This is a genomic window from Cobetia sp. ICG0124 (assembly GCF_004006355.1).
In the GTDB taxonomy this organism is placed as follows: Bacteria; Pseudomonadota; Gammaproteobacteria; order Pseudomonadales; family Halomonadaceae; genus Cobetia; species Cobetia marina.
The window spans coordinates 2,671,014-2,692,290 of the sequence record NZ_CP024893.1 but is presented as its reverse complement, the minus strand read 5'-3'; the positions used below and the strand labels follow the sequence as shown (position 1 = coordinate 2,692,290).

At 63.9% G+C, this 21,277-nt stretch carries 19 protein-coding genes and 4 pseudogenes; 10 read left to right on the top strand and 13 right to left on the bottom strand.

Features of this window, described 5'->3' with window-relative positions:
* Positions 1-47: 47 nt before the first annotated feature.
* Positions 48-1,397, bottom strand: coding sequence for a tRNA (N6-isopentenyl adenosine(37)-C2)-methylthiotransferase MiaB (gene miaB / locus CU110_RS12635; RefSeq protein WP_077373068.1), 1,350 nt, complete (start codon positions 1,395-1,397; stop codon positions 48-50).
* 258 nt (positions 1,398-1,655) lie between these two features.
* On the opposite strand from miaB, the gene CU110_RS12630 reads away from it, so the two are divergent.
* Together CU110_RS12630 and tmpT are read left to right on the top strand one after the other, a co-directional pair.
* The gene (locus tag CU110_RS12630) at positions 1,656-2,231 is read left to right on the top strand and encodes a TIGR04211 family SH3 domain-containing protein (protein ID WP_127736217.1); all 576 of its coding nucleotides are present in this window, start codon (positions 1,656-1,658) and stop codon (positions 2,229-2,231) included.
* 9 nt (positions 2,232-2,240) lie between these two features.
* Positions 2,241-2,861: pseudogene (tmpT, locus tag CU110_RS12625) on the top strand (thiopurine S-methyltransferase); the annotation flags it as partial.
* Between the two features lie 35 nt (positions 2,862-2,896).
* Here the strand turns inward: tmpT and CU110_RS12620 are convergent.
* Genes CU110_RS12620 through ggt form a run of 4 tightly spaced genes read right to left on the bottom strand, consistent with a single transcriptional unit; the run spans position 2,897 to position 6,446 of the window.
* Positions 2,897-3,382, bottom strand: coding sequence for a YajG family lipoprotein (locus CU110_RS12620; protein WP_164850372.1), 486 nt, complete (start codon positions 3,380-3,382; stop codon positions 2,897-2,899).
* Positions 3,321-4,091 (bottom strand): hypothetical protein, encoded by a 771-nt coding sequence (locus CU110_RS18085; RefSeq protein ID WP_205694043.1) that lies wholly within the window; start codon positions 4,089-4,091, stop codon positions 3,321-3,323. Before CU110_RS18085 ends, CU110_RS12620 begins: the two co-directional genes overlap by 62 nt.
* A complete protein-coding gene (locus CU110_RS18080) occupies positions 4,076-4,753 on the bottom strand; it encodes a hypothetical protein (RefSeq protein ID WP_205694042.1) in 678 nt (225 codons plus the stop codon). Before CU110_RS18080 ends, CU110_RS18085 begins: the two co-directional genes overlap by 16 nt.
* 22 nt (positions 4,754-4,775) lie before the next feature.
* Positions 4,776-6,446 carry a gamma-glutamyltransferase gene (ggt, locus tag CU110_RS12610; protein WP_240499757.1) on the bottom strand — a complete coding sequence of 557 codons (1,671 nt, stop codon included), beginning with the start codon at positions 6,444-6,446 and terminating at the stop codon, positions 4,776-4,778.
* A 170-nt stretch (positions 6,447-6,616) separates the two neighbouring features.
* Here ggt and rpe point away from each other — a divergent pair, with 170 nt between their 5' ends.
* Together rpe and CU110_RS12600 are read left to right on the top strand one after the other, a co-directional pair.
* Positions 6,617-7,324: a ribulose-phosphate 3-epimerase gene (gene rpe / locus CU110_RS12605; RefSeq protein WP_077373074.1), complete on the top strand. Its 708-nt coding sequence runs from the start codon at positions 6,617-6,619 to the stop codon at positions 7,322-7,324.
* Between the two features lie 24 nt (positions 7,325-7,348).
* The gene (locus CU110_RS12600; protein WP_127736906.1) at positions 7,349-7,696 is read left to right on the top strand and encodes a GIY-YIG nuclease family protein; all 348 of its coding nucleotides are present in this window, start codon (positions 7,349-7,351) and stop codon (positions 7,694-7,696) included.
* Here CU110_RS12600 and CU110_RS12595 read toward each other — a convergent pair.
* The gene (locus tag CU110_RS12595) at positions 7,626-8,927 is read right to left on the bottom strand and encodes an NAD(P)/FAD-dependent oxidoreductase (protein WP_077371416.1); all 1,302 of its coding nucleotides are present in this window, start codon (positions 8,925-8,927) and stop codon (positions 7,626-7,628) included. The two genes, CU110_RS12600 and CU110_RS12595, sit on opposite strands and share 71 nt — an antisense overlap.
* Positions 8,928-8,974: 47 nt before the next feature.
* Here CU110_RS12595 and CU110_RS16305 point away from each other — a divergent pair.
* The 5 genes and pseudogenes from CU110_RS16305 to trpC all read left to right on the top strand — a co-directional run.
* Positions 8,975-9,601, top strand: a pseudogene (locus CU110_RS16305) (phosphoglycolate phosphatase); the annotation flags it as partial.
* A 75-nt stretch (positions 9,602-9,676) separates the two neighbouring features.
* A complete protein-coding gene (gene trpE / locus CU110_RS12590; RefSeq protein WP_077373081.1) occupies positions 9,677-11,164 on the top strand; it encodes an anthranilate synthase component I in 1,488 nt (495 codons plus the stop codon).
* A 322-nt stretch (positions 11,165-11,486) separates the two neighbouring features.
* Positions 11,487-12,122: an aminodeoxychorismate/anthranilate synthase component II gene (locus CU110_RS12585; protein WP_240499586.1), complete on the top strand. Its 636-nt coding sequence runs from the start codon at positions 11,487-11,489 to the stop codon at positions 12,120-12,122.
* A gap of 77 nt (positions 12,123-12,199) precedes the next feature.
* Positions 12,200-13,246, top strand: a complete 1,047-nt coding sequence (trpD, locus tag CU110_RS12580; RefSeq protein WP_084209260.1) for an anthranilate phosphoribosyltransferase — start codon at positions 12,200-12,202, stop codon at positions 13,244-13,246.
* Entirely contained in the window at positions 13,246-14,085 is an 840-nt protein-coding gene (gene trpC, locus CU110_RS12575; RefSeq protein ID WP_127736207.1) for an indole-3-glycerol phosphate synthase TrpC, read from the top strand. The genes trpD and trpC overlap by 1 nt, the downstream gene beginning before the upstream one ends.
* Positions 14,086-14,250: 165 nt before the next feature.
* Here trpC and CU110_RS17250 read toward each other — a convergent pair.
* From CU110_RS17250 to ugpB, 7 genes and pseudogenes are all read right to left on the bottom strand, one after another.
* Positions 14,251-14,865: pseudogene (locus CU110_RS17250) on the bottom strand (HAD-IIB family hydrolase); the annotation flags it as partial.
* Positions 14,795-15,499, bottom strand: coding sequence for a DeoR/GlpR family DNA-binding transcription regulator (locus CU110_RS12565; protein ID WP_240665384.1), 705 nt, complete (start codon positions 15,497-15,499; stop codon positions 14,795-14,797). The pseudogene CU110_RS17250 and the gene CU110_RS12565, both read right to left, overlap by 71 nt.
* On the bottom strand, positions 15,423-16,274 hold the full coding sequence (locus tag CU110_RS17245; protein WP_346427139.1) for a glycerophosphodiester phosphodiesterase family protein: 852 nt from the start codon (positions 16,272-16,274) through the stop codon (positions 15,423-15,425). Before CU110_RS17245 ends, CU110_RS12565 begins: the two co-directional genes overlap by 77 nt.
* 98 nt (positions 16,275-16,372) lie before the next feature.
* Positions 16,373-17,355, bottom strand: a pseudogene (gene ugpC, locus CU110_RS16295) (sn-glycerol-3-phosphate ABC transporter ATP-binding protein UgpC); the annotation flags it as partial.
* Positions 17,356-17,393: 38 nt separating this feature from the next.
* Positions 17,394-18,239, bottom strand: coding sequence for a sn-glycerol-3-phosphate ABC transporter permease UgpE (gene ugpE, locus CU110_RS12550; protein ID WP_084209256.1), 846 nt, complete (start codon positions 18,237-18,239; stop codon positions 17,394-17,396).
* Positions 18,239-19,114, bottom strand: a complete 876-nt coding sequence (ugpA, locus tag CU110_RS12545; RefSeq protein ID WP_077371440.1) for a sn-glycerol-3-phosphate ABC transporter permease UgpA — start codon at positions 19,112-19,114, stop codon at positions 18,239-18,241. Before ugpA ends, ugpE begins: the two co-directional genes overlap by 1 nt.
* A 71-nt stretch (positions 19,115-19,185) precedes the next feature.
* Positions 19,186-20,484, bottom strand: coding sequence for a sn-glycerol-3-phosphate ABC transporter substrate-binding protein UgpB (ugpB, locus tag CU110_RS12540; protein ID WP_127736198.1), 1,299 nt, complete (start codon positions 20,482-20,484; stop codon positions 19,186-19,188).
* A gap of 145 nt (positions 20,485-20,629) precedes the next feature.
* Here ugpB and CU110_RS12535 point away from each other — a divergent pair, with 145 nt between their 5' ends.
* A complete protein-coding gene (locus tag CU110_RS12535) occupies positions 20,630-21,175 on the top strand; it encodes a hypothetical protein (RefSeq protein ID WP_127736195.1) in 546 nt (181 codons plus the stop codon).
* Positions 21,176-21,277 lie beyond the last annotated feature (102 nt).

The window sequence follows — 21,277 nt, the reverse complement described above, 5'->3', positions numbered from 1 at the left end:
ATAGTGGGGGCTGATGGCGCCTCGTCAATCCCTGGGGCGACGAGTGATCAATAGCGATAGGGAGAGGCGAGCTCGCCACGCAGCGAATTGGGATAGGCCTCGGTGATCTCGACATCCACCAGGTAGCCGATCAGCTCGGTCGGGTTGGCGGCGCGGAAGTTGACCACGCGATTGTTCTCGGTGCGCCCGGACAGCAGGCCCGGATCACGCGGCGAGAACCCGGAGACCAGAATGCGCTGGGTGGTGCCGACCATCTTGCGCCCGATCTGCATCGCCTGCTGATTGATGCGCTCCTGCAGGATCATCAGGCGCTCCTTCTTCACCTCCTCGGGCGTATCATCCTCGAGGCTGGCCGCCGGGGTGCCGGGGCGTGCCGAGTAGATGAAGCTGAAGGAGTGATCGAAGCCGATCTGGCCGATCAGGTCCATGGTGTCCATGAAGTCCTGATCCGTCTCGCCCGGGAAGCCGACGATGAAGTCGGAAGAGAAGCTGATGTCCGGACGCAGTGCACGGATGCGCTCGAGCTTGTCGATGTAGAGATCACGCTCGTGGCCACGCTTCATCGCCGCCAGAATGCGGTTGGAGCCTGACTGCACCGGCAGGTGCAGGTGGCTGACCAGCTCGGGGATCTCGCCGAAGGCCTCGATCAGCGAGTCCTTGAACTCCAGCGGATGCGAGGTGGTGAAGCGGATGCGGTCGATCCCCTCGACCTGCGCCACGCAGCTGATCAGTTCGGCCAGGTCGATCTCCTCGCCCAGCAGGTTGAGGCCGGCGTAGGCATTGACGTTCTGGCCCAGCAGATTGATCTCGCGCACACCCTGGTCGGCCAGATGGATGACTTCATCCATCACCTTCTCGAAGGGACGTGAGACTTCCTCACCACGGGTGTAGGGCACCACGCAGAAGGTGCAGTACTTGGAGCAGCCTTCCATCACCGAGACGAAGGCGCTGGCGCCGTCGCTCTTGGGCGCGGGCAGGTTGTCGAACTTCTCGATCTCAGGGAAGGTCACGTCGACCACGGAGATCTGCTTGAGGCTCTCGCGACGCGTATTGAGCATCTTCGGCACGCGGTGCAGGGTCTGCGGGCCGAAGACCATGTCCACATGTGGCGCGCGCTTGCGCAGGTTGTCGCCTTCCTGACTGGCCACGCAGCCGCCGACACCGATCACCAGGTCCGGATTCTTCTCCTTGAGCTTCTTCCAGCGTCCCAGCTGATGGAACACCTTCTCCTGCGCCTTCTCGCGGATGGAGCAGGTGTTGAGCAGGATGACGTCTGCCTCGGATTCGTCGCTGGTGACTTCCATCTGGTGCGATTCGCCGAGCAGATCCGCCATGCGCGCGGAGTCATACTCGTTCATCTGGCAGCCGTGGGTCTTGATGAAGAGTTTCTTCGCCATTGCCTTGTGTGAACGCTCTGAGCTGCGCGCCGAACCTTCGTTCACTCCCGGCTCTCAAGCCCGTGTTGCAGGGCAAACAGGCAGCTGTCAATAGCTTGATTTATTGAGGTTTTCATGCCGACAGTGGCGGCACTGGTGCTGGTCAAAAAATAAACGATTTGTTGGCGAGGCAGGCATTTCGCCGTGCGCGGACCTTCCATCGTCACGTTGTCCCAAGACTTATCCACAGAAAGTGTGGATGTCTGATGACAGCGAAATCTGGGACTGTCTGCACCGCTGGCCAATGCCGCGAGCGAGCGTTGGGTCTCTGACAATCTCACCACCTTCGTGCGCAGCGGCCCCACCGATGGTTACCGTATCGTGGGCACGGTGGAGGCCGGGCAGCCGGTCGAGCTGCTCGACGTCCAGAATGACTACAGCAAGATCCGCACCGCCAGCGGTGACGTGGTCTGGCTGCCTTCCGCCGACCTTCAGGACACGCGCAGCGTCAATGCGCGTGTGCCGGCCCTCAGCAGCAAGGTCAAGGAGCTTACGGCCAGGCTCGATGGCATCAATGACGAGTGGGAAACCCGGGTCTCGGACATGAAGGCTGGCCTCGAGACGCGTCAGGCGCGCATCGAGGAGCTGGAAGCCTCCAGCAACAGCCAGTCCGCGGAGCTTGAGCAGGCCCGCAGCAAGATGCGCAAGATGCAGGCGCTGCTGGACACCCAGAAGCAGGACCTGCTGATGCGTTACTTCATGTATGGCGGTGGTGTGGCCGGTGCCGGACTGCTGGTCGGCCTGATCGTGCCGCACCTGCCGCGCCGCAAGAAGAAGCGTCACGGTTTCCTGTAACCGGCCAGTGACCCCTGGCTTGCGCGTTGGGCCGAAGGCCGGATCGGGTTTCATCTGCCGGCGCCCCATCCGGCGCTGGAGCGCTGGTGGCCGCGTCTCGACGTCGCGCCCCAGGCCAAGGTGCTGGTGCCGCTGTGTGGCAAGAGTCTGGACATGCGCTGGCTGGCGGCTCAGGGGCATCCGGTGCTGGGGATCGAGCTTGCGCGTCAGGCCTGTGAGGCCTTCGTGGCCGAGGGAGTCGGGGATGTCTCGCGCTATCGACTGGATCACTTCGAATGCTTCCGTCAGGGGCCGGTCGAGCTGTGGTGCGGAGACTTCTTCCACTTCCACATCGATCATGTCGATCATCTCGATGCCTTCTATGACCGTGCGGCGCTGATTGCACTGCCCGAGGCGACTCGTCAGCGTTATGCCTTCCATCTGGCTCAGCTGTTGCCGCCCGGCGCTCGCGGCCTGTTGATCAGTCTCGAGCGTGACACGGAGCGTGAACAAGGGCCGCCGTTTCATGTCTCGGAGGCGGAGATCCGGCGGCTGTTGGGCGCCAATTTCACGCTGGAGGTGCTGGAGCGCCGTGCGCCGGATGATCGTGGTCTGCGCGAGACGGTCTGGGCGCTGGTGCGCAAGGGGCCTGGTGCGGGGCTGCTGGACGCGTCTCCCGAGTGGACTTACTGGTCCAGCTGGCGGATCAGGGTGGTGTCCTGGAAGGCGCGTGTCAGGGCATCCCCGATCACCAGAGAGACCAGTTCGGTATTCTTCTCCTGGCTGGGCTTGAGGGCGTAGCCCTGATCACGCGTGGCGGTATAGCTGCCGGTGTAGCGCTGCTTGCCGGAGACCGCGACCGCCTGGATCACTCCGTTGAGTGCCGCGGTGTCGGTGAGCAGACCGCCGCGCTTCACGCCATAGGCCAGCTCGGTCAGCGAGAGGGTCAGTTCGGTGGCACCGGCATTGGCCTGCTCGGCGGTCACCGGCACGAAGCCCATGCGGCGCAGGGCGCTGATGGCCTGTGCCTCCAGCTTGGGCGTCAGATCGCCGGTCGGGACCACCAGATAGCTGGAGGCGTTGGTGGCACCATCACGGGTGCCGATGCGCTCAGAGGGTCGCTCGTCGCGCACTTCCACCACCACCTGCTGGCCATGGCCGACCACCCCCATCTCGCCAACCTGCGGGTTGACGTACAGGCGTTGCGGGCTGGTGCCGCAGGCGCTGAGTAGCGCGGTCGTGGCCATCAAGGCCACGCTCATGCAGGTAATACGCAGGTGTCGCATCATCGTTCGGGCTCCCGGGCCGGTGGCCGGTCAACAGTGGAAGGATCACGACGCGGCGCGTCAATGCCAGCAGCCCCAGCAAGGGGCCGGGCAGAATGCTCAGCAGCAACAGGCTGCCCTGTGCGGCGATCAGCGGGGTCAGCAGGGCGATCGAGACCAGTGACAGGCTGAAACCGATGGCATTCATCAAGGCCAGCGCACTGGCCTGCAGCTCGACGGGCGTGCCGCCGGCCGCCAGCGCGGAGAATTGCGGGGAATCGATCACGGCCATCAGACTCCAGAGCGCCAGCAGGCCCAGCAGCAGGCCATAGCCGGCCTCGAGTTGCATGGCACCGACGAACAGCAGGGTGAGGATCACCGAGCCCGCCAATCCCAGGCGCGCGACCCACAGACTCCCGCGAGTGCGCGACAGCCAGCCTCCGACCACGCAACCGGGCCCGCCCACCGCGATCACCATGAAGCTGTGCAGCGCCAGTTGCGTGGCCGAGAGTGAGAGGCCGTTGAGTCTGGCCATGGTCGTCAGCAATAGCGGCACCAATGCCCACAGCGTATAGAGCTCCCACATGTGGCCGAAGTAGCCTAGCGCGCCGCGCACGAAACCGGGATGACGCCAGGCGGCCAACCCTCGTGTCGCGCGGGCAAGCAAGGGGGCAGCAAGGCCACCAGTCCGGCCCCGGCCACGGCCAGCAGCGAGGCCATGCCGATCGCCGCCCCCCAGGAAAGCGAGAAGCTGCCACTGAGTTGCAGGGCAGCCAGGCCATGTGGCAGCGAGGTGCCCAGCACCAGCATGCCGACCAGCCAGGCCAGTGCAGCTCCGGCGCGGTCCGGGGCCGTCTGTACCATCAGCTTGAGCCCGATGGGATAGATGCCGGCCAGCGCCAGGCCGGTCAGCACGCGCAGCGCCGAGGCACTCAACAGCCCCGGCGCGAGGATGAGCGCCAGGTTGGTCAGCGCCCCCAGCAGGCACGAAGCCATGAACAGGTGGCGTGCCGCGAAGCGGTCTGCCAGTCCCGCCAGCCCCAGGGTCAGGGTGCCGACGATGAAGCCGCCCTGTACCGAGGAGGTCAGTTGCCCCAGAGCGCCAGCGCTCTCGCCGGCAAAGTTCCAGCTCGCCAGCATTGGCGTCAGCACGGCATTGGGCGTGAACCACAGGCTGGTGCCGAACAGCTGAGCCAGCGCGATGAGGGCGACGGGGTAACGGCTGGCCAGTTGCCGCCAACGGGCATCGGCCGAGGAAAGAGACTTTGAGGAGGACAAGAGAGCACCTGGTTGAGCTCGCTCAAAGCCCCATGGCCGAGGAGGTGGAGCGGCGCGGGTCGGCACCGCCATAGAAGGTGCCGTCCTGGATCATCACGGACTGGATGGCCCCCATGGCGTCCTTGGTGACGACCTTGTGGCCCATCGCCTCGAGCAGGCGGATGGTGTCCTGACTGATGCCCGCCTCGATGCGGATCTCATCCGGCAGCCACTGGTGGTGGATGCGCGGAGCGCTGACCGCCGACTGGATGTTCATGCCGTGGTCGATCACGTTCATCAGCACCTGAAGCGTGGTGGTGATGATGCGCGAGCCGCCGGGGCTGCCGGTGACGAGGAAGTTCTTGCCATCCTTCATCACGATGGTCGGGCTCATGGAGGACAGCATGCGCTTGCCCGGCTCGATCTTGTTGGCGACGCCACCGATCAGACCATAGGCATTCGGCACGCCCGGCTTGGCGGAGAAGTCATCCATCTCGTTGTTGAGCAAAAAGCCTGCGCCATCCACCACGATGCCGGAGCCATAGCTGAAATTGATGGTGTAGGTATTGGAGACGGCCAGGCCATTGCCATCGGCGATCGAGAAGTGGGTGGTCTGGTTGGATTCATAGGGCTGCGGCTTGCCGGGCTTGATCTCGCTGGACGGCGTGGCCTGGTTCATGTCGAACTGGCCGCGCAGCTCCTTGGCGTAGTCCTTGGAGGTGATGCCGGCCAGCGGCACATCGACGAAGTCGGTGTCGCCCAGATACTCGGAGCGATCGGCGTAGGCACGGCGCATCGCCTCGGCCATCACGTGGATGGTGGCGGCGGAATTGAAGCCCATCGCCTGGATGTCGTCACCCTCGAGCATGTTGAGAATCTGGACGATGTGCGCACCGCCGGAGGAGGGCGGGCTCATCGAGAAGATGTCGTAGCCACGATAGGTGCCATGGACCGGCTCACGGATTTCCGGCTCGTAGGCCTTCAGGTCATCCATCGTCATGATGCCGTCATGGCGATCCATCTCGGCGACGATCAGCCTGGCCGTCTCACCTTCATAGAACTCCCGTGCCCCATTGGCGGCGATACGCTTGAGCGTCGCGGCCAGCTCCGGTTGCTTGAACAGCTCACCCGCCTCGTAATTGCTGCCGTCTGCCTTGTAGAACACCTTGGCGGTGCTGTCCCACTTGGCGAGGCGGTCCTTGGCATCGCTCAGCCCCTTGGCGAAGCGGGTCGGGATGACGAAACCGTCTTCTGCCAGCTTGATGGCCGGAGCCAGTGCCTGCTCGAGCGTCAGGGTGCCGTAGTCCTCCAGTGCCTTGGCAAGACCGGCCACGGTGCCGGGCACGCCCGCAGCGCGATGCGTGAAGCGAGACCACTCGGCCACGGCTTCGCCATTCTCGTCCTGGAACATCGTCTCGCTGGCCGCAGCCGGAGCTTTCTCACGGTAATCGATGGCGACCACCTTGCCGGTCTTCTCATCGGACACCAGCATGAAACCGCCGCCACCGATGTTGCCGGAGCGGGGTTGGGTCACGGCCAGCGCGAAGCCGGCCACCACGGCGGCATCGACGGCATTGCCGCCTTCCGCCAGGACATCACGTGCGACCTGTGAGGCCAGGTAATGGCTGGTGGCGACCATGCCATGCTTGCCTTCCACCGGATGGAAACGCTCGCCTTCCAGAATCGCGCTGCTGTCCGCGAAGGCGGCCGGCATCGCGGCGGGCAGCAGACCTGCCAGAGGCAGTAGTGCCGCCGCGGCGAAGGTCTTCAGACGCTTGCGTGCTGCACAAGGGGTGTCGAACATGAGTGGTTTCACACAGTGCCTGTCTTTTGTGAGAGGGTGACGTAAAATGCCTCTTCCACTTGCTGATGGCGCCTGATGACATGTCTGATCTACTGCCGAATGATTTCAAGATTGCCCCGTCGATCCTGTCTGCCGACTTCGCCCGCCTGGGGCAGGAAGTCGAGGATGTGCTGGCGTCCGGTGCGGATATCGTGCACTTCGACGTGATGGACAATCATTACGTGCCCAACCTCACCATCGGTCCGATGGTGTGCAAGGCGCTGCGTGACTATGGCATCACGGCAGAGATCGATGCGCACCTGATGGTCACCCCGGTGGATCGCATGATCGGTGACTTCGCCGAGGCAGGCGCCAGTTTCATCACCTTCCATCCGGAAGCCTCCGATCACGTCGATCGCTCGCTGCAACTGATCCGTGACGCGGGCTGCAAGTCCGGCCTGGTGTTCAATCCGGCCACGCCGCTGTCCTATCTCGATTACGTGATGGACAAGGTCGACATGATCCTTCTGATGAGCGTCAATCCGGGCTTCGGCGGGCAGTCCTTCATCCCCGGAACGCTGGACAAGCTGCGTGAAGCGCGCCGGCGCATCGATGCCTCCGGCTACAACATCCGTCTCGAGATCGATGGTGGCGTGAAGGTCGACAACATCGCCGAGATCGCGCGTGCCGGGGCTGACACCTTCGTCGCGGGTTCCGCCATTTTCAATGCGCGCAGCGACAGCGATGCCAACCGCTATGACAGCGTACTGGCGAAACTGCGTGCCGAGCTTGCCAGCGTGCGTGGCTGATCCGAGACGCCATCCGAGTGGTGGCTGTATGTCCTCGAGACGGCCCAGGGGCGCCTCTATACCGGCATCAGTACCGATGTGACGCGTCGCCTGAGCGAGCATGCCGGCGGCAAGCGGGGCGCGCGTGCCCTGCGTGGCAAGGGGCCCTTGACGTTGTGTTATCAACAGGCGGTCGGGGATCGCTCGCGGGCACTCAAGCTCGAGTACCGCGTCAAGCAGCTGAGTGTCTCCGCCAAGCGGCGCCTGATTGCCGGCGAACTGACGCTGGAGAGCCTGCTCGGTTTTCGTTCTGAACAGGTGATCAGTGCAGCTTCATCTTCGGACGCAGGTAGCGATTCAGGCCATCCACGATCACGGTCATGCCGGTCTTGATCACGCCGTGGATCGCCATCTGGTGCATGCGATACAGCGAGGCGTAGAAGAACTTGGCCAGGCGGCCTTCGATGAACAACGAGCGCGCGGAGGCGCCGCGCATCAGCGAGCCGACGGCATCGAAATGCGCCAGCGAGATCAGCGAGCCGTGATCCTTGAACACGAATTCCTTCAGCGGCTTGTTGTCCATTGCCGCACGCAGATTCTTGACCATCAGACTGGCCTGCTGGTGAGCGGCCTGGGCGCGTGGCGGCACGCGCTTGTCATCCGGCTGCGGGCAGCTGGCGCAATCGCCGAGCGCGAAGATGGCGTCATCGTCGATGCTCTGCATGGTCTGGTGGACCTTGACCTGGTGGTTGCGCTCGGTGGACAGGCCCAGCTCCGACAGGAAGGACGGCGCCCGGATACCGGCGGCCCATACGCTCAGATCCGCCTCGATCAGAGTGCCATCGGCCGTGGTGATGCCGCGTTCGTCGGCACAGGTCACGCGGGTGTCAGTGTGGATGTCCACACCGAGCCGGGTCAGCTCCTTGGCGACCGGCTTGCCGATGCGCTCCGGCAGGGCCGGCAGGATGCGGGGAGCGGCCTCGATCAGATGCACCTTGACCTGACGATCCTCCAGCGAGGAGAAGCCATAGCTGTGCAGCATCTTTGAGGCATCGAACAGCTCGGCGGACAGTTCGACCCCGGTCGCGCCGGCGCCGATGATGGCGACGTTGAGCTGCTGGCGCTCACACTTGTCGCCATTGGCGCTGAAGCGCAGGAAGGTGTCGAGCATGTCGCGACGGAACTTCTCGGCCTGCTGCGGGCTGTCCAGGAAGTGACAGTGCTCAGCGACGCCCTGGGTACCGAAGTCGTTGGACACGCTGCCCAGCGACAGCACCAGATAGTCATAGCTCAGGGTGCGCGAGGGCAGCAGTACGGTGCCGTTGGCATCGTGGATGGCCGCCAGTGTCAGCTGCTTCTCTTCGCGCTCCAGGCTTTCGAGAGTCCCGCGTTGGAACTTGTAGCCGTGGGCCTTGGAATGGCCCTGGTAGGACACCTCATCAAGACCGGAATCCAGCACGCCGGTGGCCACTTCGTGCAGCAGAGGCTTCCAGATATGCGTGGAATTGCGATCGATGAGGATGATTTCGGCTTTCTTCTTGCGACCCAGCTTGTGGCCAAGCTTGGTGACAAGTTCCAGACCGCCGGCGCCACCGCCGACAACCACGATGCGGGGAATAGCCATGGAGAGCTCCTGAGGGGCTGGCGCATCCGGCATTGCGGGGCATCAAGATGGTGGCCTTCGATCTGGATGGCACCTTGATCGACTCGGTGCCGGATCTTGCCAACGCGATCGACAGGATGCTGGTCGATGAAGGCTTGTCGGCACTCGGGGAAGACCGCGTGCGCGACTTCGTCGGCAATGGCGCGCGGGTGCTGGTGGAGCGAGCGCTTGAGGCGCATGGTCTGGCGACGGATGATCTGACGCGGGTCGAGCGCGCGCATCAGTGCTTCCTGGCGCATTACGCCGCGGACCCCAGCTCGCGTACACGGCTATATCCCGGTGCGCGTGACTGTCTGGAGGGGTTGCATCAGGCCGGTGTGGTCGTGGTGCTGATCACCAACAAGCCGGAAACCTTCATCGAACCGCTGCTCTCGCATTTCTCGCTGGCGGAATACTTCGCGCTGGCGTTGGGGGGCGACAGCCTGCCGACGCGCAAGCCGGACCCCGCACCGTTGCTGTTCGCGGCCGAGCGCCTGGGGGTCGCGCCGCGGGAGGCGTTGATGGTCGGGGATTCACGTCACGATATCGCGGCAGGTCGCGTCGCCGGTTTCCGGACGCTGGCGGTGCCCTACGGCTACAACCACGGTGAGCCGATCGCGCGCAGTCATCCGGATCACATCGTCGAGTCCCTGGCCGAGCTGGTCGTCGCAGCCAGACAAGCCGGTCGCGTACCGGCAACGCCCCCTCCGTGGAAGGAACTGCAGGTCATGATGACCCCACAACACTTCGCTGAACTGGCCGAGGCAGGCTACAACCGCATTCCCGTTACTCGTGACGTGCTGGCGGACCTCGACACACCGCTGTCCACCTATCTCAAACTGGCTGACATGCCGTGGACCTTCCTGCTGGAGTCCGTGCAGGGCGGCGAGAAGTGGGGGCGCTATTCGATCATCGGCTTGCCGTGCCGTGAGCGCATCGAGGTGCGTGGTCAGGTCGTGGCGCACCTGGTCAATGGCGAGCAGACCGGCATGACCGAGGTGGAAGATCCGCTCGAGTGGATCGAGCAGTTCCAGACGCGCTTCCGGGTGCCGGTCATCGAGGGCGCACCGCGCTTCAATGGCGGGCTGGTCGGCTACTTCGGCTATGACACCGTGCGCTACATCGAACCGCGCCTGCGGGGCGTCGAGAAGCCGGACCCGCTGGGCGTGCCGGATATCCTGTTGATGGTGGCCGACGAGCTGGTGATCTTCGACAATCTCTCTGGCCGCCTGACGTTGCTGACCCATGCCGACCCCGAGACACCCAATGCCTTCGAGGCAGCCTGCGAGCGTCTCGAGCGCCTCGAGATCCAGCTGCGCAGCGCCACGCTGAATACCGTCAGCCCCGGTACCGGAGGTGATCCGGTCCAGGAGACCGATTTCACTTCCGGCTTCACCGAGGAAGGCTTCAAGGGCGCGGTCGAGAAGATCAAGGAATACGTGCTGGCCGGTGATGTCATGCAGTGCGTGCCGTCCCAGCGCATGTCGATTCCCTACCGTGCCGCGCCGTTGGATCTCTATCGTGCGCTGCGCAGTCTGAATCCCTCGCCGTACATGTTCTTCTTCAATCTGGATGATCATCACGTCATCGGCTCGTCGCCCGAGATTCTCTCGCGTCTCGAGGATGGTGAAGTCGCGGTGCGTCCCATTGCCGGGACGCGCGTACGCGGTGCCACCGAAGAGGAGGATCTGGCGCTCGAGAAGGATCTGCTCTCGGACCCCAAGGAAATCGCCGAGCACCTGATGCTGATCGACCTGGGCCGCAACGATGCCGGGCGCATCAGTCAGACCGGTAGCGTCAAGGTGACGGACCAGATGGTGGTGGAACGCTACTCCCACGTCATGCACATCGTCTCCAACGTCACCGGCAAGCTGAAGGAAGGGCTGGGGCCGATGGACGTGCTGCGTGCCACCTTCCCGGCGGGCACGCTGTCCGGCGCGCCGAAGATTCGCGCCATGGAGATCATCGACGAGCTGGAGCCGGTCAAGCGTGGCATCTACTCGGGGGCGGTGGGCTATCTCTCCTGGCACGGCAACATGGATACCGCGATCGCGATCCGTACCGCCGTGCTCAAGGATCAGGTGCTTCACGTCCAGGCCGGTGCCGGGGTGGTCGCGGATTCCGTCCCGCAGTCCGAGTGGGACGAGACCCTCAACAAGGGGCGTGCGCTGTTCCGTGCCGTGGCGATGGCGGAGCGTGGCCTGGACAACCTGGACTGAATGCCGCGCCATGCACGACAGGGAGTGGCCCGGCGGCCTTGCGGGGCCGCTCCCTGCAATGTCGCATGTGATTGACACTCCCAACGGCTCAACGCACTATTGACCCATGACGCTACGTAACCCGCACGACCTCAACCAGCAGTGGTGGCGCTCCTGACAACGGGGCGGCTTTCGCATGTCTGAAGTTCGAGGACGTACGACCAGAAGAATGCCGCCGACCAGGGCGGCATTTTTGTTGCTGGACGGCGGGAACGACACCAAAGGAGGGCGGGCAGGCCGGTGAATCACGGCACGGATCCGCTCCCGAGAATGGACACTGACCATGCAGGCATTCACTTCGCAGGACGCCAGCGCGCCACGCGTGCTGATGATCGACAACTTTGACAGCTTCACCTACAACATCGTCCAGTATCTGAGCGAGCTTGGGGCCGAAGTGCTGACCGTGCGCAATGACGCCATCACGCTCGAGCAGATCGAGGTGCTCGGTGCCACGCATCTGGTGTTGGGGCCAGGGCCGTGCACGCCCAATGAGGCCGGGATTACCCTGGACGTCATCCGTCACTTTGCCGGCAAGCTGCCGATCCTGGGGGTCTGTCTCGGCCATCAGGCCATCGGTCAGGTCTACGGTGGCAAGGTGGTGCGTGCCCCTCAGGTGATGCATGGCAAGACCTCCGCCGTCCATCACGACAACAGTGGCGTCTTCAGGGCGTTGGCCGAGCCGCTGGAAGTCACGCGTTATCACTCGCTGGTCGTCGAGCGCGACAGCCTGCCTGAGTGTCTTGTCGTCACCAGCTGGACGGGAGATGACGATGTCACCCCGCAGCTGATCATGGGGCTGCGCCATCGCGAGCTTGATGTCGAGGGTGTGCAGTTCCACCCCGAGTCGATCCTCACATTGCAGGGTCATGAGCTTCTGGCTAACTTCCTGCGTCGCGGCGAGGTCGAGAAAGCCGCTTGAGCGGATGCAGATCGCAAGAGTCATATTTCATTTTTTCATGCGTCAGCCGCCGAGGCTGGCGTCTGCGGAGACACAACATGCAGATGCGTGAGGCGATTGGCGCCGTGATGCGCCGCCAGCACCTGAGCTACGACGACACTCATGCGGTCATGACGGCCATCATGACCGGCGAGGCAACCCAGGCGCAGATAGGGGCGCTGTTGATGGCCCTGTCGATGAAAGGCGAGACTGTCGATGAGCTGGCCGCTGCCGCGCAGGTGATGCGTGAATTGATGACGCGAGTCACGGTGCGCGCCACCGATGCGGTGGACATCGTGGGTACCGGCGGAGATGGGGCCAATCTGTTCAATGTGTCCACTGCCGCAAGTTTCGTCGTGGCCGCCGCCGGTGGGCATGTGGCCAAGCATGGCAACCGCAGTGTCTCCTCGTCGTCCGGCAGTGCGGATCTGCTCGAATCGGCTGGCATCCATCTGGCGCTGAATGCCGAACAGGTCGCGCGCTGCATCGATGATATCGGGGTCGGCTTCATGTTCGCGCCCAATCATCATGCTGCCATGAAGCACGTGATCGGTCCGCGTCGCGAGATGGGGGTGCGCACCATGTTCAACATCCTGGGTCCGCTGACCAATCCGGCTGGCGCTACCCGTCAGGTGCTCGGCGTGTATGACCCCGCGCTGGTGCCGCTGATGGCCGAGGTGCTCAAGCGTCTCGGGGCCGAGCATGTGCTGGTGGTGCACAGCGATGACGGTCTGGACGAGATCTCGCTGGCGGCGCCGACCTTGGTCAATGAGCTCAAGGATGGCGAGATCCGCGAATACCGCATCGCGCCGGAAGACTTCGGTATCGCGCGCCAGTCGCTGGATTCGCTGGCAGTCGCGACGTCTGCCGACAGTTTGAAGCTGGTGCAGCAGGCGCTGCGCGGAGACGAGGGGCCGGCCAGCGATATCGTGGCGCTCAATGCCGGCGCGGCCCTGTACGTGGCCGGTATCGCAGACAGTCTCAAGGAAGGCGTCAATATTGCCGAGGACGTGCAGGCCAGCAAGCTGCCCTTCGAGAAGATGAAGGAGCTTGCCGATTTCACCCGTGTCTACGCCCAGGTCAATGATGAAGGAGCGACCCGCTGATGAGTACCGAGCAACAGACGACTGACAAGGCGCTGCCGACCATCCTGGCCAGAATTCTGGCGCGCAAGGAAGAGGAGATCGCCGAGCGCAGTGCGGCGGTGGGCGAGGCGGATCTTCAGACGCTGATCGAGAAGCAGAGTGCGCCGCGTGGTTTCATCAAGGCGCTGACATCTCGTATCGATCGCGGTGAGCCGGCCATCATCGCCGAGGTGAAGAAGGCCTCTCCCTCCAAGGGCGTGATCCGTGAAGACTTCGCGCCGGCCGAGATCGCCGTGGCATATGAGCAGGCCGGCGCTGCCTGCCTGTCGGTGCTGACCGATGCCGACTTCTTCCAGGGGCATGAGGACTTCATGATCGAGGCGCGCGACGCCGTCTCGATCCCGGTGATCCGCAAGGACTTCATCATTCATCCCTATCAGGTGCTCGAGGCGCGTGCCATCGGTGCCGACTGCATTCTGCTGATCGTCGCGGCACTGGACGATGCACGCCTGAGTGCTCTGCATGATCAGGCGCGAGAGCTGGGCATGGATGTGCTGGTCGAGGTGCATGATGGCGAGGAGCTCAAGCGTGCGCTGGCGCTGGGGATCGAGCTGGTCGGAATCAACAACCGTGATCTGCGTAGCTTCGAGACCTCACTGGAGACGACGCTGGACCTGTTGACCGACATGCCATCGGGAGTGCGCGTCGTGACCGAATCAGGTATCCACACCCGTGAAAATGTGGCGAAGATGCGTGACCGTGGTGTCCACGGCTTCCTGGTGGGCGAGGCCTTCATGCGCTTCGAAGACCCGGGTGAAGGCTTGCGTGGGCTGTTCTTCGCTGTCGATGGCTGCATGTGACCCGAGCAGGGCATCGGCGATTTCCTCGACCCCGGCGCCATGACCGTGGCGGGTCAGCCAGGCGGGCTCCCAGCCCAGCGCTGCACGATGCTTGAGGATATTGGCGACGCCCACGGTATGCCGGAAGGTAGCGAACATCGGCGCGTCATTGGGGGCATCGCCGACGTACATCACCTCCTGTTCCAGTTGCATGCGGTCCAGTCCGAAGGTCTCGGTCAGGACACGCACGGCCATGCGTGCCTTGTCGAAGTCACCCTGCCAGGCATTGATATGGATGGAGCTGGCACGCGCCTGAATGCCGGCGGCCGTGAAGCCGGCGATGATGGCGTGGATCTGTGCCTGCGACAGCGGGCTGACGGCCTGACAGTGGTCCACCGCGACATCCGCGTAGCGGAAGGGCTGGTCCTGGGCCAGTGCGGCCTGGGGATGGTTGAGCAGCAGCTGGCGCGCCACCGTCATCACATGGCGTTGACGCGCGCGAAGACGTGCTTCGTCCTCCCACCAGGTCGTGAGTATCCGCTGCCCCTGGCGCTGAAAGGCGAAGGCGCCGTTCTCCCCGATCACGGCGGCCACTGGCCAGGCCCTGGCGATATGATCGCACCAGCCGGCACAGCCGCCCGTGACCGGAATGACCTTGATGCCGGCTGCCTCCAGGCGCTCGAGTGCCGCCAATGTCGAGGCATCGAGTCGCCCTTCCCGGGTGAGGGTGTCATCGATGTCGGTCAGCAGGTAGCGAATGCCGGACAGGGTGGTGGCTGGGCAGTGAGCGAAGGCTTGCATGGTGATTCCGATCATCCTCGTGAGCGGTGAGCGGGCCGATCCGGCACATGGCGGCACGCCCCCACTTGCTGGCATCGGTGACCAGGATGCGGCGTCTGGCATGCCTGAGCAGGGCGCGACTGACGGCGGCCTCTTCAGGGTCGAAATCCAGCAGCCCCTCGGCATCCAGCCCGCCACATCCCAGCACGGCGATGTCCACCTGATGCCGGGTGAAGAAGGCCACGGTGGCGCTGCCGACCACATCGAGATCCCGAGGGCGAAGCTGGCCCTCGGCAAGCTGCACGCTGACATCCGGGTGGCTGGAAAGCGCTTGTGCCACCTGCAGGTTGTTGGTGATCACGCGCAGGCCGCGCCGGGCGATCAGTGCCTCGGCGACAGCCACCACGCTGGTGCCGATTCCCAGTGCCAGCGAGGCGCCATCGGGTATCTCGGCGACGACCTGGGCCGCCATGGCCTGCTTGGCCGGTCTCGCCAGCATGCTGCGCTGGGTGTGGCCCAGATTGTGTCCACCCAGCGGACGTTCGATGCCGCCATGACGCCGTCGCGCCAGTCCGAGATCACACAGCACGCCGAGATCGCGGCGTATGGTCTGCGGTGTGACCTCGAAGTCCACGGCCAGCGGCTCGACGCTCAACTGGCCGTCTCGCGCCAGGCGCTCGAGAATGCGCAGCTGGCGCGGGCTCAATGTCTCGCGCAAGGTCCTGCTCGGAGAAGATACCGGGGTCATCGCTGATGACGGCACTGACCCCCCAGGCCCAGCGAGGGGAGAAGGCCGCGGCATCGTTGGGCGTGTAGCAGAGCAGCTTGCGCTGGGTGGCCGTGACGCGACTCGCCGCGACACGTGTCAGTGCACGCCAGTCCGCATGTACGGTGACTGCCTTCACGTCCTCGGCCAATGCCTCCCAGTCGTCAGGAATGGCGTCGTAGAGCAGCCCGATCAGCACCTTGCCGTCACGTTCCCGGCTCATGCGCAGGGCTTGCGGGTCGAATGACGAGAGAATCAGCCGCCCGACGGGCAGCGCCTCGACCGCCAGGGGCACGACTTTCTCGACCAGTGCTCGAGTGTCGTGCCCCGGACTCAGCTTGAGCTCGAGATTGAGCCCCATGCCCAGCGAGGCGATCAATGCCAGGGCTTCCTCGAGTGTCGCCATGCGTTCCCCGGCAAAGCGGGCACTGAACCAGCTGCCCACATCCAGCGCCCGAGCCGCTGCCAGATCCAGGTTTCTCAGCCGCCCACGCCCATCGGAGCAACGATTGACGCTGGCATCGTGCCAGATGACAGGAGTGCCATCCTTGAGCAGCTGGACATCCAGCTCCACCCATTGGTGGCCGGCCTCATGGGCGGCGCGGATGGCGCTGAGCGTGTTTTCCGGTGCATAGGCGGACAACCCGCGGTGAGCGATGGCCATTGGCACTCGTGAGTTGCCAGGCGCTTGCCATCCGCACCGAACAGATGCGCGCGTGCGGGCGGAATGGCCAGGCGCAGGCATTGCTCCTCGGCGACGGCGTGCTCGCCGTCCAGTCTCACCACCAGCGGCTCCGCCTGGCCGTCCAGTCGGCAGTACGCCAGGGTGTCCGCGCCCAGTGGCTCGACCAGCTCGATGCGGGCCACAAGCTCCGCGGCACCCGGTGGCAGCGGGCTGTCCGGCTGCAGAACCTCGAGATGTTCCGGGCGGATGCCCAACGTCAGTGCGGCGTCCATGGCAATGCCAGGCGCGCGCCGCAGGGCAGCGAGAGGCCTGCCTCCGTACGGGTGGCGCTCAGGAAGTTCATGGCAGGCGAGCCGATGAAGCCGGCGACGAACTGGCTGGCGGGTCGGTCATAGAGCGCCATCGGCGTGCCGAACTGTTCGACGTGGCCGCCATTCATCACCACCAGGCGGTCTGCCAGGGTCATGGCCTCGGTCTGGTCATGGGTGACATAGACGGAGGTGACCTTGAGGCGTTTTTGCAGACGGCGGATCTCGAGGCGCATCTGCACGCGCAGCTTGGCATCGAGATTCGAGAGCGGCTCATCGAACAGGAAGACCTGCGGCTTGCGCACGATGGCGCGCCCCATGGCGACGCGCTGACGCTGGCCGCCGGAGAGCTGCTTGGGACGACGATCGAGCAGCTCGGTCAGGCCCAGCAGTTCGGCGGCCTCGCTGACGCGATGCTGGATCTCGTCCTTGGGCGTGCGACGGTTCCTGAGGCCGTAGGCCATGTTGTCGAACACGCTCATGTGCGGGTAGAGCGCATAGTTCTGGAACACCATCGCGATATCGCGCTCGGCGGGCTCCAGGTCATTGACGCGCTTGCCGTTGATCTCCAGGTCGCCTTCGGAGATATCCTCGAGCCCCGCCAGGGTGCGCAGCAGGGTGGACTTGCCGCACCCGGAAGGGCCGACGATGACGATCAGCTCGCCCTCACCGAACTCCAGGTCGATGCCGTGCAGGGCCTGGTAGCCATTGGGGTACTGCTTCTTGAGCTGCTTGAGTGTCAGTGTTGCCATGAGATGAATATCCAAAGCGGTGCCGTGACGAGGCGAGGTCACTTCTCGCTGTCCACCAGCCCCTTGATGAAGTAGCGCTGCATGAACAGGATCACCAGCACCGGCGGCCCCATGGCCAGCAGCGTGGTGGCGGTGACGTCCTGCCACGGCACCAGGCCGTCGCCGGTGGTCAACATGCGCTTGAGGCTGACGACGATGGTCAGGTAGTCGGCATCCGTGGTGATCAGCAGCGGCCACAGGTACTGATTCCAGCCGTAGATGAACATGATCACGAACAGTGCCGCGATGTTGGTCTTCGACAGCGGCAGCAGAATGTCCTTGAGGAAGCGCCACGGCCCGGCGCCATCGATGCGTGCCGCCTCGACCAGTTCGGCCGGGATGGTCAGATAGAACTGGCGCAGCAGGAAGGTCGCGGTAGCGCTGGCGATCAGCGGCAGGATCAGGCCTGCATAGCTGTCCAGCATGTTGAGGTCGGCCACCACCTTGAAGGTCGGCAGGATGCGCACCTCCACCGGCAACATCAGGGTGATGAAGATCAGCCAGAAGCACAGCTTGCGGAAGCGGAACTCGAAGAACACGATCGCATAGGCCGCCAGTACCGAGATGATGATCTTGCCGATGGCGATGCCCAGTGCCATCAGCATCGAATTGAACAGCAAGGTCATCACGTCGGCGCCGAGACTGCTGACGGGGTCTTCCAGCAGGTGGCGGTAGTTGTCGAATCCTGCCTCGCCTATCCAGACGGGGGCGACGTTGGAGTAGAGGTCGCCCATCTCGTGGGTGCTGGCGCTGAAGGCGATCCACACCGGCAGGAAGAACAGCGCGCAGCCGACGATCAAGAGCGCATGGCTTGCGATATCAAGCCCGGGACGGTTGTAGCGCATCAGTACTGCACCTTCTTCTCGACATACTTGAACTGGATCAGCGTCAGCACACCGACGATGACCATCAACAACACCGACTGGGCGGCACTCGACCCCAGATCCTGACCGACGAAACCGTCTTCATACACCTTGTAGACCAGGGTGCGCGTCGAGCCGCCCGGACCACCCGAGGTGGTGGCATCGATGGTGCCGAAGGTCTCGAAGAAGGCGTAGACCACGTTCATCACCAGCAGAAAGAAACTGGTCGGGGAGAGCAGCGGGAAGGTGATGGTCCAGAAACGTCGCCAGGGGCCGGCGCGATCCATGGCGGCCGCTTCCAGCAGGCTCTTGGGGATCGCCTGGAGACCTGCGAGGAAGAACACGAAGTTGTAGCTCATCTGTTTCCAGATCGAGGCCAGTACCACCAGCAGCATGGCCTGGTTGCCGTTGAGGTTGTGATTCCAGTCGATGCCGATGGCGGACAGCAGTTCCGGCAGGATGCCGAGCGTCGGGTCGAACAGGAACAGCCACAGGACGCCGGCCACGGCAGGCGCGACGGCATAGGGCCAGATGAGGAAGGTCTTGTAGGTGCTGGCGCCACGCAGCACGCGGTCTGCCAGCACGGCCAGCCCAAGGGCGAGTGCCATGGCGCCGAAGGCGACGGCAAAGGAGAAGTAGACCGTCGTCCACAGGGTTTCCAGATATTCCGCTTCGCCGAGGACCGCGAGGAAGTTGGCAAGTCCGGCAAATTCACGTGAAAGCCCGAAGGCATCCTCGATATAGAAAGCCTGTTCGATGGCCTGCAGGGCCGGCCAGAAGAAGAACACGCCGACGATGATCAGCTGGGGGGCCAGCAGGATCCATGGCGTGAAGGGATGTCGATTGAAATGGGCCATGCAGCAGAGGTCTCGCAAGGAAGAGGGGGCATGGTGGGCCGCCCAGGCGGCCCACCATGGTGTGGCGGTGTTCAGCCGTTGGCGCGCTCGAACTTCTCCAGCAGCTTGTTGCCGCGCTCGACAGCCTGATCGAGACCGTCCTGCACGCTTTCCTTGCCAGCGAAGATCTTCTCGAGCTCTTCGTTGATCACGTCACGTATCTGCACCATGTTGCCCAGACGCAGACCCTTGGAGTTCTCGGTCGGGGTCACGGAGGTCATCTGGGTGATGGCGACGTCAGTGCCCGGATTCTCGGCGTAGAAGCCCTGCTCACGTGTCAGCTCTGCCGCGGCGGTGGTGATCGGCAGGTAGCCGGTGAACTGGTGCCAGTCGGCCTGGACTTCGGGCCTGGAGAGGTACTGGAAGAACTTGGCGACGCCCTGGTATTCCTCATCGCTGTGGCCGGACAGCACCCACAGTGACGCGCCGCCGATGATGGAGTTCTGCGGCGTCTCGATCGCGTCGCTGTCGTAGGGCAGCGGTGCCACGCCGAACTCGAAGCCCTTGGCGCTTTCCTTGACGCCGGCATAGCTGGCGGAGGAGCCCATCATCATCGCGCACTCACCGGAGTAGAACTTCGGCGCCGCGTCATCGAAGCGACCGCCGAACACGAAGCGCTTGTCGGCCTGCCAGTCATCGAGGCGCTGGATGTGGTCGACCACGGCGGTCTTGTTGAATTCAAGGCGGGTATCGGTGCCGGCGAAGCCATTGGCCTTACTGGCGAAGGGCACGTCATTGCGTGCCGAGAAGTTCTCCAGCATCACCCAGGACGGCCAGGTGGTCGTCAGGCCACAGCTGCCCGCGCCGGAATCGACGACCTTCTTGAGGGCATCACCCAGCTCCTGCCAGGTGGCCGGCACGGATTCGACACCGGCCTTGGCCAGCATGTCCTTGTTGTAATAGGTGACCGGGGTGGAGGAGTTGAACGGCATTGACAGCATCTTGCCTTCGGTGTCGGTGTAGTAGCCGGTGACGGAAGACAGGTAGGCCTTCGGATCGAAACTCGCGCCTTCTGACGGTGCATAGTCCGCCATCAGCTGATGGACCGGCATGATGGCACCCTTGGCGCTCATCATGGTGGCGGTGCCGGCCTCGAAGATCTGCACGATGTCCGGGCCCTTGCCGGCCCGGAAGGCGGCAATGGCGGACGTCATGGTCTCGGAGTAGTTGCCCTTGAAGACCGGCTTGACGACGAATTCATCCTGACTTGCATTGAAGTCGGCCGCGATCTCGTCGACCTTCTTACCAAGTCCGCCCCCCATGGCGTGCCACCACTCGACTTCGGTGGCGGCCAGGGCACTGGCGGAAGCGGTCGCGAAACCGACTGCCAGCGCGAGGCTGGCAAGATGACGGGTACGATCAAGCGAACATCTTTTTGTTCTTATGATGATCGTCCGAAAAGCGTAGACGACTCTAGAAGGCTTTCCTTACAACTTTATGACGGTTGGATGTTCATGCCGGTGCCCGGCGCGATGCGTGTCTGGCGATGCTGTGTGCCGAAGTGCATGGCCGCGAGGGGGGCTGGATGCGCTGGTGAGCTATGCCGGTGTCCGAGGTGTCTGGTTCGAGAACGAGACCGCTCGCCTGTTCGCGCTGGTGGACGATGCCGAGCGCATCCACTCCGCCGCCCTGTTGGTGCTCGACGAGAATGCGCGCGGGCTGAATCTTGCCCTGTGGGCGACGCCGCCGGTCCATCGTGGCCATGACCACGGCATCGCGCTGGTGTCACAGCTGGCGGATCACGGTCGTCTGCAGGTGCGTCTCACCGACGGCTCGCTGGTCAGCGTGCTGCGTCGCGCCGGGATCAACGACTGGCTGGAGGCCGAGGCCGAAGGCGATCGCCCGCGTGAGCTGGTCGGCATGAATCCGGCGGCGCGTGTCGGCACTCTCGCGGCGCTGGACGAGCCGCTGCGTCTGGATCGCGAGCGTATCAAGCGCACCTTCAAGGCGCGCCCGAAGGACTTCGAGACCTACAAGAACGCCTTCGTGCGTGATCTCGAGCACTTCGCGCGTCATATCTGAGATCGAGATGACGCGAAGCATGGCGCCTCCTGCCAATAAAAAGGCCCCGCTCACTGAGCGGGGCCTTTTTGGTTCTGCGATCAGCGATCAGGTCTTGCATCG